Source organism: Bacteroides sp. BFG-606 (assembly GCF_024788145.1).
GTDB lineage: Bacteria > Bacteroidota > Bacteroidia > Bacteroidales > Bacteroidaceae > Bacteroides > Bacteroides vicugnae.
Map to the genome: position 1 here is coordinate 4298536 of NZ_JANUIL010000001.1, position 15024 is coordinate 4313559.

At 39.5% G+C, this 15024-nt stretch carries 9 protein-coding genes and 1 pseudogene; 1 reads left to right on the plus strand and 9 read right to left on the minus strand.

The window, feature by feature from the left end; all coding sequences use genetic code 11:
- Positions 1–4: 4 nt before the first annotated feature.
- The 4 genes from NXV01_RS16225 to NXV01_RS16240 are packed head-to-tail and all read right to left on the minus strand — an operon-like array spanning position 5 to position 5029.
- The gene (locus tag NXV01_RS16225; RefSeq protein WP_148367171.1) at positions 5–622 is read right to left on the minus strand and encodes a radical SAM protein; all 618 of its coding nucleotides are present in this window, start codon (positions 620–622) and stop codon (positions 5–7) included.
- Positions 619–3789, minus strand: coding sequence for an exodeoxyribonuclease V subunit beta (locus NXV01_RS16230; protein WP_259022882.1), 3171 nt, complete (start codon positions 3787–3789; stop codon positions 619–621). The genes NXV01_RS16225 and NXV01_RS16230 overlap by 4 nt, the downstream gene beginning before the upstream one ends.
- An 8-nt stretch (positions 3790–3797) precedes the next feature.
- Positions 3798–4424: a YhcH/YjgK/YiaL family protein gene (locus NXV01_RS16235; RefSeq protein WP_148367169.1), complete on the minus strand. Its 627-nt coding sequence runs from the start codon at positions 4422–4424 to the stop codon at positions 3798–3800.
- Complete coding sequence (locus NXV01_RS16240) at positions 4421–5029, minus strand: RNA polymerase sigma-70 factor (protein ID WP_004300457.1); 609 nt, start codon at positions 5027–5029, stop codon at positions 4421–4423. Before NXV01_RS16240 ends, NXV01_RS16235 begins: the two co-directional genes overlap by 4 nt.
- 161 nt (positions 5030–5190) lie before the next feature.
- Between NXV01_RS16240 and NXV01_RS16245 the strand changes: the two genes are divergently transcribed.
- Positions 5191–6183: a FecR family protein gene (locus NXV01_RS16245; protein ID WP_259022884.1), complete on the plus strand. Its 993-nt coding sequence runs from the start codon at positions 5191–5193 to the stop codon at positions 6181–6183.
- Positions 6184–7131: 948 nt separating this feature from the next.
- On the opposite strand, the pseudogene NXV01_RS16250 reads toward NXV01_RS16245, so the two are convergent.
- The 5 genes and pseudogenes from NXV01_RS16250 to NXV01_RS16270 form a co-directional block, all read right to left on the minus strand.
- Positions 7132–8086, minus strand: a pseudogene (locus NXV01_RS16250) (DUF4999 domain-containing protein).
- A gap of 23 nt (positions 8087–8109) precedes the next feature.
- Positions 8110–9300, minus strand: a complete 1191-nt coding sequence (locus NXV01_RS16255) for a DUF1735 and LamG domain-containing protein (protein WP_148366795.1) — start codon at positions 9298–9300, stop codon at positions 8110–8112.
- A gap of 8 nt (positions 9301–9308) precedes the next feature.
- Complete coding sequence (locus NXV01_RS16260; protein WP_195650367.1) at positions 9309–10442, minus strand: glycoside hydrolase family 18; 1134 nt, start codon at positions 10440–10442, stop codon at positions 9309–9311.
- A gap of 27 nt (positions 10443–10469) precedes the next feature.
- The gene (locus tag NXV01_RS16265) at positions 10470–12020 is read right to left on the minus strand and encodes a SusD/RagB family nutrient-binding outer membrane lipoprotein (RefSeq protein ID WP_259022886.1); all 1551 of its coding nucleotides are present in this window, start codon (positions 12018–12020) and stop codon (positions 10470–10472) included.
- Between the two features lie 17 nt (positions 12021–12037).
- Positions 12038–14818 (minus strand): SusC/RagA family TonB-linked outer membrane protein, encoded by a 2781-nt coding sequence (locus tag NXV01_RS16270; RefSeq protein ID WP_217724619.1) that lies wholly within the window; start codon positions 14816–14818, stop codon positions 12038–12040.
- Positions 14819–15024: the final 206 nt, after the last annotated feature.

Below are 15024 nucleotides of genomic sequence, written 5' to 3' on the forward strand. Positions count from 1 at the left end.
GGCATTAATCATTAGGGGTTTTATAGGTGAATCGGTCGAATTGGGTGATTCCCATTTCTTTCAAAAGCTCTATGCTGTAGTCTACATCTTTCTCTGTATTATAAGAAGGAATGAGCGGTGTCCGAATGATAATTTTCCCGGCTTTGCCTTCTTCGATTAAATACCGGAGATTGCATAAAACCCTTTCATTACCTTTTTCGGTATATCGCTGATAAATGTCATTATTCATGTCTTTGATGTCGACGATATAATTATCTACAATAGAAATCAACTCTTCTACATTCTGTAGTGGAACATTGAGAGACGTTTCGACAGTGATTCTCCATTCCGGTCCGCAAAGTTGGCGAAACTGCCGGATGAACTCGTTTTGCAATAATGGTTCTCCACCTCCAAATGTGACTCCTCCGCAGCTCGCCAGAAAGTAAAGTTCGTCTTTACGTACTTCCTCGTAGAGTTGGTTACAATCATATCTCTCCCAAACGCCATCAGGCTGTAGAGAGGTTGGATTGAGACAATATTTGCAACGCAACGGACAGCCATGGAAAGCAACTAATGTTGTAACTCCTTCACCGTCAATCGTTAGTCGATGGCGGGCAATGCCGATGAGAGGAACAGCTTTCATACTTTTTCTATTTTTTCTTCATCCACATACCACAAATAGCCGGTGATATTTTTATATCCCATCTTGGTAAGAAGTTGCATATATCCTTTCACTTGTTTGTTATATTTAGGATTTTCCTTACCAAACTTGAAATCAACTACAACAACCTGATCGTCTTTCATCATTACACGGTCCGGACGACGGGTTTGCAAAACTCCTTTTTCTTTATAGATAATAGCACATTCATTAAACAGCGTCCATTTTCCGGAATACCAATCTTGAATTTCAGGGGAAGAAAAAGCTTTCTTTGCAACTTCACGAGCCACCTTCTCTTTCTCATCATTTCTGATAACTCCTTCAAAAATAAGCCGTTCGATGGCCGGATCGATATCTTCTGCCGTTTCGATGACAGAAAATAAAGTATGTAACATGCGTCCGCGGTTGATAAAGCGGTCGTCCGAATCTTCTTCTTCAATGCCCTGAATGAAGTCAGCAGAGCGGTTGGACTGACGAAATTCAATATCATGCCGCATGGATTCCATCCGGATAGGGAGTTTTTTTGGTTTCTGGGTTAGCTTGTTTGTGGATGTCTTTCTTCTTTCTTCTTCTGAAGGGCACAGTTTCCCTTGCTCGTAACAGTCTTCTTCCCAGTCAATCCCTTCTTCTTGGGCTACTATCGGTAGGGTGTTTGCCAATAGTTCGGACATGGTGCCTTTCTGGCTTTTTCTACTCCAGATAATAAGGTTTTTCCCTGCGCGGGTAAAAGCAACGTATAGTAGATTGAGGTTATCTACCCAAAGTTGAAGACGCTCTTGCAGGTAGTCGTTACCATAAATCGATTCAGCCATTTGGGTGGAATAGTTAATAGGAAGAATATCCAATGCATTGAACGGTGCTGTTTGCGGGGCACACCATACAAGCTGATTATTGGTTTCATTCTCCAGCTTCCAGTCGCAGAAAGGAAGGAGCACGGTATGGAATTCCAATCCTTTGGATTTGTGTATGGAAAAAATCCGGATACCTTCTACTTCTCCACTTGGAATTGTTTTACTGCATAATGTTTCGTCCCAATACCGGATGAATCCGTCCAGCTCGGAAGAATTGCTTTGCAGATAATCGGTCACGGCATCAAAGAAAGCGAATAAATAGGCATCCTGATCTTTAATAAGATTCATCTCGAATATGCTGAAAAGTTCTTCTAAAAGCTCATAGAGAGGCATTAGCCTTAGTTCCTTTATCTTTTCAAGAAAAGCTGCGGGAAGATAATTCCCGGCAGGGAGGAGTAGGAGAGTATTCCAATCCAGTCCTTTCTGTAAAACCTCGTTTTGATAGGCTACGGCCAGTTGGGCACGTGCTATTTTATTGTTTTCATCGGAAAGGAATCGCAGTGCATCCAGCATCATACAAACGGCAAGAGAGGCGTCCAGACGGAAGGCTTCGTCTGATACCACTTTATAATGTAGCTCCTTATCGAAGTAATCGGCGATTCGGGGAATACTTTTATTTTTCCGTACCAAGATGGCTATATCATTAAGTCGTACTCCGGAGGTGAGGAGATGTTTTACTTCTTCTCCCAGACTAATTAATGTCTGTTCGGTATAATCATGTTCTTCGTCGGGTTCGAGAAAAGAGACTTTTACATATCCTTTTTCTGTACTTCGTGGAGATTCCTGCACAACGTCGGCATAGGCTTTCTGCAGATCCTCACAATCCTTGCCTAACTGTTGCTTATATACTCCGTTCAGATAGTTGGCGGCAGCTGTAAAGATTTGGTTATTAAACCGGATCACATTGGTTTCACTTCTCCGGTTGGTAGCCAGTGTCTTGACGCGGATCGGGAAATGTTCGATGTGGTCATTCAGGCTGTTGAGAATTCCCCAATCGCCATTTCGCCAACGATAAATGGATTGTTTAACGTCTCCTACAATCAAACTGTCTGCTCCTTGAGACAATCCTTCCAGTAAGAGCAATTTGAAATTTCCCCATTGCATCCGGCTGGTATCCTGAAACTCATCTATCATGACGTTATGGATATTCGTTCCTATCTTTTCGAATACAAAAGAAGAGTCACCGTCTTTCACCAGTTGATGGAGCAGGGCATTCGTATCTGATAATAGAAAACGATTGTTGTCGTGATTCAACTGACGTACTTCTTCATCGATATTGGCGAGGAGTTGCACTTTGTTGAGATGTTGCAGGGATAATCGGCAACTATTCAGTAACAAATTATTCTTGGAACGTAACTTTTCAGCATCTTCCAGAATTTGCATGAGACTGGAGTTGGCTAAATTAATGATGTCCGCGTAGCGGGGAGAAGTCTTGGTTGCCCAGTTCTTTGAGTCTTCCAGACATTTTTCTACTGTGACATTACGGATATCATTGCCTAAAACGCCATTATTAAGTTTACGGAAATAACTTCCGATTCCGCGTGAACCGTTTTTCAGATCATCGGCAGTCAGTGCGTGTCCATCCAGTTCTCCTTCGAATTGGTCGTAGAATCCTTTCATTTGCTCCATAATTTCCGTTTCCAGAGCTTTCAGTTGCTTGCGATACTCTTTGATGGTATCTGGGTTTCGTAACCGTTGCCGGAGTCCTTCTCCTTTTTCAATATAACCTTCATCGAAAATATTGCGTCCGAAACTTTTTACTTCGTCCGACACGTTCCAACGCTTGTCATCGGCAATCCGCTCGTTGATATAATCGAGCAACCATGCGAGGACGGGAGAAGTGGGTCCTAGTTTCTCAATCATGCTATCTACAGCGTCGCTAAGAACTTCGGTGTTATTTAACTCGATATTCAGATTCGGGCTAAGTTCCAGTTCCCGTGCGAGATTGCGCATGACAGATTGAAAAAATGAGTCGATAGTCTCTACCCTGAATCGGCTGTAATCATGCAGCATATAGCTAAGGGCGACGCCTGCCGCTTCCCGTATCTCCTGTTCGGTTTTTCCTGTCTCTTCTTTAATTCGGTTGAGGTAGGCTTCGGAATCTTTATCGCCTATCTGTATGCCGTAAAGCTGACTAAGAATACGTTCTTTCATTTCTGCTGTTGCTTTATTGGTAAAGGTGACAGCGAGAATTTGCCGGTAGGCGCGGGGATTGAGAATTAACAGTTTGATATATTCCACTGCTAAGGTAAATGTCTTACCCGAACCTGCGGAGGCTTTATAGACTAAAAGTTCACTCATGTTTCTGTTTATGGGATATATTCGATTTTAGCAACAATGACGCGTATGTCCTCCGGTTCTTTCCCAGCTTTTACCAATGCCTGATGGAAGTTTTTGGGGAAGAACATGAAGAATGTATCCGGAGTGGAATCTACATATTTTATTTTCTTGGCTTTGTAGAAAGTAACATCCGGTTTGTATTCAGTGATAGGCTCTGCATATTCTGCTGAAGTGATTCCGAAACGTTCGGTGCCTTTTACTACATATTGCAGATCAATGCCGTGGCGGTGTGCTTCGATTTTACGCTTACTGACATCTTGCGTTGTTGCATCCTGTACATTGATGTAACAATGTTCGCCATCCACTTCGTATCGTCCGGCAGGCATATTCACAAGGTCGTGGGTAGCTAGCCATTGGAAAGTTTTGTCCCATACTTTCTTGTTCTTATGATATTGTGACGCAAATTCCTGATAATCGGTCGTTTTATGAGGCATTGCCTTCAATCCGTTCGCCCATTCTTGTTTTTGTGTCCATTGACGGGCTTGTTTAAGAGTCCAGTTATCTGCGGATTCTTGTGAACACACGTTTTCAGTGAAGAAGAAAAGAAAAAGTCCGATAAACAGGCTTGAACTACTAAATACGAATTTTGATTTCATGATTGTTCGAAAAAATTAGGTCCGAAAATAAGTATGAATAAGGGTAGATAGTCTTTTAAAGCTACTCGCAATAACTTTAAGGCTTGTCCAATCCTGTAATTAATCGTTTGTGGAGATACATTCAGCTTCTCGGCAATTTCTTTATGCGTCAGATGTTGATTGCGGTTCATCTCGTAAGCTTCGAGATATTCTTTCGGAAGTTTTTTTAGTGCTTCTTCATATAAACGGAAAAGCTCATCACTCAAATAGAAGTCCGGGTTATTGAACTCACTATCATATTTATCAACGATTTCCTGATGAACTTTTCGTTTGATCTCAAAATGGGAAAGACGGTTGAGAGCTTTGTTCTTGACAATTGTGAAAAGAAGTGTTTTGAGTGTCAGCTCTTCCATAAGAGTACAACGATTTTCCCACAGCCACATCATCGTTTCTTGTACAATCTCCTCTATTTCTTCCTGCTCGCCTACATATTGGGAACAAAAAGCACATAGCCTACGGAAATAATGTCTGTAGACGACGTCAAAAACTTTTTCTTCTCCTGCTTTTAGGGCAGTGATAACGGACTTATTATTATTAATATCCAAATATATCGGAGATTGTGACATTCTCTTTTAATTTATGTAAGACAAAAATAATGAAAGAAGTAGATAAATGAAATAAAAATGCGAGAAAAAATATTTTTTTCTTTTTCTCTTTAGTATATTTGTACTCACAACTGTATTACTACAAAGGTATTATAGTTTTTTTTGTAAAAAGATAAAAGAGCATGGATGAAACTATCTTGGTGAATTACCTGCAAGGCGAATGTAATGATGAAGAAGCTGCTCGGGTGGAGGCTTGGTGCGAGGAAGGACCGGAAAACCGGAAAGCTTTGGAGCAACTTTATTACACTTTTTTTGTAGGTGAGCGTATAGCGGTGATGAATACTGTAGATACAGAGGCGTCATTGGAGCAATTTAAATCAGCTATCAGAGAAAAGGAGAAAAAGGCTAAGCGGAAAAGTATCTCGATCCGTTGGGGACGTTATGCTACTGTGGCGGCTGCTTTTCTTACCGGACTCGTTTTTGCCGGTGGAATTGCCTGGGGATTACTTTCTAATAAGCTTTCGGATTATGAGGTGATAACTGCTGCCGGACAGAGAGCGCAGACTGTGTTGCCGGATGGTAGTAAGGTATGGCTGAATGCATCTTCAAAAATAGTTTATCATAATTCTTTTTGGAGTTCGGATCGTCAAATTGATTTGTCGGGTGAAGCCTATTTTGAAGTGTCCCATGATAAACATGCTCCATTTATAGTAAATAGCAAACAAATCAAGACTTGTGTGCTTGGTACGAAATTTAATGTGCGTGCACGCCAAGATGAGAATAGGGTAGTGACTACCTTGCTTCAAGGACTGGTACGGATAGATTCTCCGCGAACGGAAGAGAATGGCTATTTGTTGAAACCGGGACAGACATTGAATGTGAATACGGATACTTATCAAGCAGAGTTAATTGAATATAACCAGCCTACAGATGTGCTTCTCTGGATTAATGGCAAGTTGGAATTTAAGCAACAATCTTTATTGGAAATAACCAATATTATGGAGAAGTTGTACGACATCAAATTTATCTATAAGGATGAAACATTGAAATCAGAACGGTTTACCGGTGAATTCTCTACTGATAGCACTGCTGATGAAATACTGAATGTTTTAATGCATACTAATCATTTCTCTTACAAGAAAGACGGACGGATTGTCCGGATGATGAAGAAATAAGATAATAAAGTTTTTTGTCGCTGAATACATATCACAATTATGCTCAAAACCGTACCGTTTTGAATTAAACAGATCATAAATTTAGGCACGGATTACGCGGATTACACGGTAGCTTTGCGCACTCACTACGCTAAAACCGTGAAATCCGTGTAATCCGTGCCTAATTCCTTATTTATAATTTCACTCATAACGGTACGGAAATGAATGAAACAGTGCGAAAATGAGTGAAACTGTACGGATTCGGTCATACATAGTGGAAAAATATCTATCATACTTTTATCAGCAAAAAGGGACATCTATCATTCCTGTACTGTATCTGTTTTAGTGTAGCATTAGGTGAGATAATCCATTTAAAGACATACGAATGCACACTTTATAGGATGATAACCAGTATTTGACAGCTTAATTATCTATGGGGAGCGGCAGTATTTCTATAGTTCACAAGTGTGTGCCGTACAGCCCACGCATGTAAACCATACAGCCTACATATGCAGGCTATACAGCCCACACTTGTGGGCTATAAACTTATCGCCGTTTAAGTGGGATTTTTGAGCTGCGATATTCGGATTTATATAGTTTCATTGTGACAAAAACAAGCCGTCTTATGCTTATTATAGAATATTTATACGGCTATTTTGTAGATGATAGATAACCCGTTTTTACTGGTAAAAGTATGATAGATACATTTTTTTAGAGTTATCTATCATACTTATTCTTTTGATAATTAGAATATTACTAAAATAAATGATAGCATGATAGGTAGTTTTTTTATTATGTAATGTTTAGTTTAAACTCCTACACAATGAATTAGTTCAAATCGGTACGGGTATGAACTAAAGCGTGGTTTTCGGACTGACCTGTATGTTTGTGAGGTATGTTTCTAAGAAAAAGGGTAATCCAATGGGTTACCCTTTATTCTATCATTTCTATGTTATCTATTCATTATGTTTATTCACTTTTGGGTTCGTAAACATTAAATTCTGTAACATCCGTACGACCGTTTGTAGAGATAGTGATAATCTGATATTTCAGATACCGCGTAGTAATAGGAGAGATGAACGTAATGTTTTGTGTACTATTACTGGGTATTGTTAATGAACTCAATGATTTCCATGTCGTACCATTTTCAGACTGTAATATTTCCACTTCTCTAGGAGCAAATGCATATCCCCAATGATTCGTTTTGATACCTGTTAAAAGCTTAGTTTCTCCTAAATCAACGGTAAACCAGAATCCTTTATTATTTAGAGCAACGTCAGTTCCAGTCTTGCCATCGATTAAATTATTGGGTGCGCCTTCTACTCCTTCTTCTACATTAATAATCCAACCTGCACGATTATTGATAAGTTGGCTATTGTCAGGAGTACCACTTTTTAGATTGCAGTAGGCAGCTTTATTAATAATGGCAGGTAATGTACTTAAGCTACTGCTAATAACAGTGTTCTTATCATTGGTCGTTACATTACTGATTGAGACACTGAAAGAGAAACTTGTTTTTTCCATGATACTGGCAAATATCGTCGGATCAACCGTCGCTGTGATTTCTTCAGAAGTCATCTGTCCTTCTTTGAGAGTAACCTGTGAGGAACTTAAAACGATCTGGCTTGCGTCAAGCCCTTCTGTTTCACTTTTTGCACTTAATGTGATAACGATATCTGTAGAGACTGCTTTCTGTGTTTTTACAGTAAAAGCCATCTTAATTTCATCTCCTCCGATTCCATTCGCATCATGAGTCAGATTGAACTTTTTTACATTCCCCGATAAGTAGTCATTTCTCTGTAGAGACACATACGTAGCATTCCACTCGTTAAAAACTTCTTCATCATCGCTTACAGGACGAAATGAACGGTACAAATAAGCCGAGTAGAGTTGCTATTGATAGTGATTGAAATATATTTTTCATATGTACATACGATTAAATTATTACTATTTCCATTCGGTAGATTTATCTGTAGATAAAATACCGTCAATCCAGGTAGGAGTAACAGAAGTAGTCAAAGTATGACCTTTGCCGGTTGCATCTTCGAATACATTGCCTTGTCCTTCATTGAATCGCCAATAAGCTTCCAGACCCACAGATTTTGGACTAACTTGAGTCATGTTATTCTGAATTTGAGAAGCGGAACGAACTACAGACCAAATACGTGCTTCGCTCATCAAGATCTTACAACCACTCCACCATGTATCGGCAGAAAACCAACTTATACTGGAAAAAATAGTGGGTCCCGATGGAATACTCAAGACACCTGAATCTATTCCGTTAATATAAAGACGGTAAGATGAACCATCGCATACTAGAGCTAGATGTTGCCATTCATTAGGCTTAAAAGAATTGCTTGGATTCAAATAAAGACTATTACGACCCACAACTTGTACTAATGAATGAGCCTTGAAATTTTCATTATCAGACTGCGGGTCTTCAAAACGCAACAAGATATTATTCAGGGCATCACCGTTACCATTACTAAAAATAGCACGATTTCGATTATTCATATTACTTACTTGAAAACGAACCTCTATCGTATATTGTGCATACGTTTCAGATGATTCTGCATATTTATTAGAAGTTAAATTAGCAGAACCGGTAAACATCGGGGCTGAAAACTCAATAATACTTTCAGCTAAAATAACAAAAGTTCCGGTATTTTCCATTGGTGAAATGCTTCCATCCTGCAATACAAGTTTTACAGGCAGCGCATATGATTCTCCTGACTTCATCATTTCCTGGCTAAAAGCTTTCAAGGCAATAGAGAGGGCATCAGTGGCATACTGTCCGGCTTTCACTGTAATAGTTTCCGGTAGTGTATAATATCCTTCGGGCAACATTATATATCCGGTTCCATTAATGTGGTTATAAGCATCCAATACAGATTGGTCCGTGACCAACTTATAATGGTTGTCTGTAGAAGAAAGATTGCTAAGATGCACATTTAGAGTAGTAAAACTTTCGCCAGAGGCTTGTACAGTTACTTTTTGGCTTGTACTTGAAAGTGCTTCTTCAATATAAGCATGTGTGTCTAAAGCATCATATTTCGCATCTCCGCAACTTACCATACTTCCTAAGCCTGCTATAATTGCAGAGAAGTATAAAGTTCTTATATAATTCATACGTTTCATAGTTTACATTAATTTTTAAGTAATGAATGTGATGATGGATTCATAATCTGGATGGCACGACGTATATTCTTATATTCCGGTGAAGTACCAAATTCTGCTTCCATGTGATAAGTTCCTACCCCACCTTTACGAAAACCATTTCTAGGCTGCCAGCGTGCCATACCTTCGAGAGATTTCATTTTATTACCATAACGATCTTTGTAATCATATCCGCCATCCATAGCAGCATCAGTTGCTTCAAAATTTTCAGTCATTATTGTTCTTCTGGTGATTTCTTCCTCACTCATCACCCCATTAAAAGTAGCTATTAATGCCGGTCCCCATACGTTACCATCAATAAGTCTTCCATCCAAATTAGAATCACCACCCGGGTTATAAGCTTGAATAATGAAATAATCAAAGTAAGTCCCAATTTCAGGTTTGGTAGTAATTCTTTGAGGTTCACCATCAATGACCAATAGTTTTCCAGTTCCGGATTTCGGTCCCAGATATTTGCCTAATTCGTCAATAAAGAAAAACAAATGTTCATCTGAATCGACAATATTTCCGGTGTAGGGGCCGGCCACTGGTTCGTAATCTATATCAAATCCATCATAGCCATATAGATTTAAAGTATCTACAATCGCTTTTGCATATTTGCGGATTGAAGTTTCTACTGCTTCTATATTACTTTCGTCTGACGGGTATCCCCAAAAATCATTAATAGCTTCCTGTTTACTATTATATCCCATTTCTTTCCAATTATCCAGTATATTCTGTGGAGTCAGTTTGTCTCCCACACCACCGATAATTGAACAATATATAACTTTTGTACCTTTCATGTTCTGGCAAAAAGCCATATCCTTGCGTTGAGCTTCAGAAAGATTTGTTCCATTATCCCAAATAGAAACAATATCTACGCTATCCGGAATACCGGCTAGAGAGCTTTTCATAAAAGCACCTTCACCTGTCCAGCCACCAAACCAGCCAAAGGCAACTTGGTGATCTGTTTGCTTATAGGCACGCAAGGCCGCATAATATTCATCTGATACGATCGATTCGGGAAAAGTTTTTGCTTCCGACTCCGTCCAGTCATTGCAACCGATCAATGAGGTCGTTGCCAGTGATATGAGTACAATGTATAATAAATAAATTTTCTTCATAAAAGTCCTTTTTATGCATTATATAAATTAGTTCTTCTTAGCCCACTTCAAGTCAGTAGCTTCATTATCAGCACCGTCAAGTTCTGCTACTCCCTGATCATAATTGGCTTTATTGTTTTGTGCCTCTGTATAAGGGAAGCTTAGACGACGCATACCGCGTTGGCTGCTCACACCACAATCAGATAGATTGTCAATGCAAGGATAAAGTTCCGGATAACCTGTACGGCGATATTCAGCCCATGCTTCCAATCCTAATGGATAATTGGCGATCCATTTTTGAGTAATGACACGTTGGAAATTCTTTCCATTTACGTTATCAGCCTCGTTGTCATCCCACATCACACTCACTGTATTGGTAATTGTAGCAGTAGCATTTTGCACAGCATCACTTTCATGTGATACGACAGGAGCCTCGTCAATCTTCAAGTATTCAGTGGCTGAAACCTGATACTGTTCCATTGACAAATTAATGCCATCTTCATAATAGGCTTTTGCTGTTTTAGAACCGACATTCCAACCACGCAATTTTCCTTCTGCACGTAAAAAAGCCGTTTCTGCAGCACAGAAAACCATTAATTTAGAAGTTGCCGTATATGCAGGAATAGAGAATCCCGCTGCGTCTGCCTTTTTAAAATCAGCATCTCCAGTACGCATACCTACATATTCATCTGTTTTTCCGGTAAGGGTAGACTTATTAAAGAACTTCGGCATACGTGGATCGTCATATGCATTCATATAGTCTACAATATTTGCATTCACACGCAGATCACCCCAACTTACAGCTGCCAGTTGATATGGATTACTTTGTGTGCCACAAGAAAGCATAGCATTATCCGAGTTACTTTCAATCAATCCTGCCTTATGTGTTACTGCTGCTTCAGCTGCCTCTTGAGCAATGCTTGGCCATGTTCCGCTGATTCGCATTGCAACACGTAAACGCATTGAATTGGCTAGCTTAGCCCAGCCTGAATAATTTCCATCGAAAACCGGATCATTGGCTCCCAATGGGGCATTACCATTTGTTTCTACATGATAGTTGTACAAAACATCAGCTGCATTGGCTAAATCACTTAATATATTAGTATAGACCTGTTCCTGGGTATCATAAGATACATAGAAATTCCCCTTCTTTACTTGGCTGTAAGGCATCGGTCCATAACAATCTGCAACGCGAAGCATCGTTATGGCACGTATCATGCAGGCGAAAGCATAATAATGTCCGGTAGAATTAGTTGCTTCCTGTATCTGGAAAAAGTTTCCGTATATTTTTTCAAACGGAGTGTTCCAAGGGGTGGCATTCCAGGCGTCGCTCTGATTGAATGTACTGAAGTTTGTACCACTCCATGTGTTAGAACAGCATAAATAGCCACCTAACTGTCCCACCATCTGATCCTGCATTTGAGAGTCATTCTGCTGAATATTCACAATTGTTTCAATCATAGACTTCATCAAAGTAGCAGGGTCTGCATCATGAATTTGATATTGATTCGTATTATACTCCTCAAATTTATCGGTACAACTTCCTGCCAGTAACAATAGAGCGGCACCGACTGTGATATTTCTTAAATATTTTCTCATAACATTAGCTTTTTCTTTTAGAATTGAACTTTCACATTAAAACCGAAGTTACGCAAGCTGGGTTGCATAAAGTAGTCTACATTCATATAATAGTTACTGGAGGTAGAGGCAGACAATTCCGGGTCGAATGGAGCTTTACAGTAGATCATCCATAAATTACGTCCTACAACACCTAAAGTAATATTCGCCACATTTTTAAACCATCTTTTAGGAAGTGTATAATTTAAGCTCAATTCCTGCAAACGTACATTGGTTGCACTATATAGATAATAACGGCCATAGCCACCTTCACCCGTACCGATAGCTTGGTAATACTTTTGGGCATCAACTTTACCGTTATTAATAGGAATACCACCATTATCACGAGCTGTTGCAGATGATTCCGACACTCCATAATAATCTAAAATACCTTGAGTAGCCGAATAAGCTAATCCGCCTACACGGGCTGATAATACAATTCCCAAGTCGATTCCTTTGTAATTGAAATGATTGGTCCATCCGAGGTTGAAATCAGCATCCAGATTACCGACTTTTACCGGAGTGTTTGATGAAGTGATACCCAGATTACCATTCTGATCGACTTTTATATTACCGTTATTGTCTTTTGTCAGTTGGTTGTATACATAGATATCGGTCATGGAACCTCCTTCTGTCAGGATGACGCGGGGAGCTACATTCTCTTTACCTAACCAACCCACATTCATTTCATCCATTTGGATAGCTTCTCCTGTCACAGGATTCACGCTGCCGCTTGCCAGTCGTTTCACCTTGTTACGGTTTAAAGTGAAGGTAGCATTAGAAGACCATCCGAATCCTGCCCATTTATCACTGAATCCTAAAGCTAATTCAATACCCTGATTTTGCACGTTACCGGCCTGTACAATCGCTTGTTTATATCCGGAAGAAGAGGGGATATCCACCTTAAATGTTTGGTTTAATGTGTTAGAACGATAGTAAGTAGCGTCTAAATTAAACCGATTTCCCCAGAATTTCAAGTTCAAACCGATTTCCCAGGATTTAGTCTTTTCAGGTTTCATATTGTCCATCGGATATACGGTCGGATTCGCCCAGTTATGTGTCTGGCTGTTGTATTCGTAACCCGGATTAGTAAGGAAACGATCAAAGGAAGAGGCTACCACTGTATACGAACCGCGTATTTTAGCATAAGAAATCACCTCTGGTAGTTTAACCATTTCTGATAATAAAGCCGATAAACCGACTGACGGATAAAAGAAAGATTTCTGTTTGGAGAATGCAAGTTTTGAATCCCAGTCATTACGTCCGGTTACAGTTAAATACAGTTGATTTTTCCAACTTAATTCAGCACTGGCAAAAATACTTTGAATTTCATCTTCATATCCGGTAGGGTCCGGTTTATAGTTGGCGGAGAAATTAATATTGTTGATCTGGAAGAAGTTGGGAATAACCAGGTCGCCTGCAATATATAACTGATCCATTGAAGTATGATATATGGAAGCACCAACATTGGCTGTTAAATGAAAATCACCGAATGTTTTATCTATATTGGCCAGGAAATCGGCATATAAAGAACGTTCCTGACGCATAGCATCTTCAAAACCACCGCTTACACCACAGAATGTTGTTAATGTAGAAGCTGATTTTTCGTTTTTATTCCGGTAGTCGGAGTTGTCCAGATTGACACGACCGACAACATTGAGCCAATCTGTAGCCTGCCATTTCAAAGAAGCATTCATCATATAACGTTTCTTGTTGGAAGTACGGTTGATACGATTTTGTATCCAATATGGATTTTGTAATGACAAACTTGCATCACCATAAGGCCAATATTGCTCCATATAGCCGTAGTTAGTATTATAACGTTCATACAAACGAATTTCGTCAAAGTTGTCTCCACGAGGGAATAGATACAGTGATGGGAGAGGGTTATAATACTGTCCTTGAGAAACCATGTTTTTGTTGTTCTGAACGATATATTGTGCACCGATATCCAGAGTAAGCTTATCATTTAGAAAATGGGTGGTATTACGTGCCGTAAAATTATAACGGTTATAGGAGTTGTTCGGAAGAATACCACCAGAGTTAGTTGTAGAAGCAGAAAGATAGGTTTGGTTTTTGGTATTTCCTGTAGATAATGCTACCGAATTGATAACATTGGATCCTGTTTCAAAAAAGTCAGATGGGTTATATCGACGGTTTGTCAATTCTCCCCAGCTGAATAATCCGGAACTTGTGCCATAACGGTTCTGCATATCCGGCATAATATATGCTTTAGAAAAGGTAGTACTGTTGGATACTGTTATGGTAGTTTTCTCTGTTTGGCCTTTTTTAGTAGTAATTAAAACAACACCGTTTGCCGCAGCAGAACCATATAATGCTGCCGCTGAAGGACCGGTCATCATACTGATACTAGCAATATCATCCGGGTTTAAGTCAGCAACGGCATCTGATCCTCCCATGTCTCCGAATAACCCTTCACCACCGCTTTTCCCTGTATTAAAAATAGGTACACCGTCAATCACGTACAATGCATTGTTATCTTTAGTCAGAGATTTCATTCCACGCATAACAACACGTGTGGCACCACCAGCACCGGTTGCACCACTATTAATCTGAACACCGGCAACCTTTCCTGATAGTGAATTCATAAAATTGGCATCTTTTACAGCTGTCAATTCATCACCTTTTACTTCCTGTACATTATAACTTAATGCCTTTGTTGCACGCTTGATACCCAATGCAGTAACAACAACTTCATCCAATACTTGCGTATCTTCTCCTAAAGTTACTTTCAGAGGTTGAGCATTGGCAAGCGTGATTGCTTGGGAGAAAGGTGCACGATTAAAAAACTGTTCTTGAAATTAGATGACTTACTTGCTTTTAATAAGACATCTCTTTTTACTTCATTTTCACTTGATACTCACTTAACCTTCTCTATATTTATTCTTTCACTTCTTGCCGATATCGGCAAAAATCACTATCTTTGAAGCAAATATTTAACTTTAAACTTGCCGATAAACTTTAA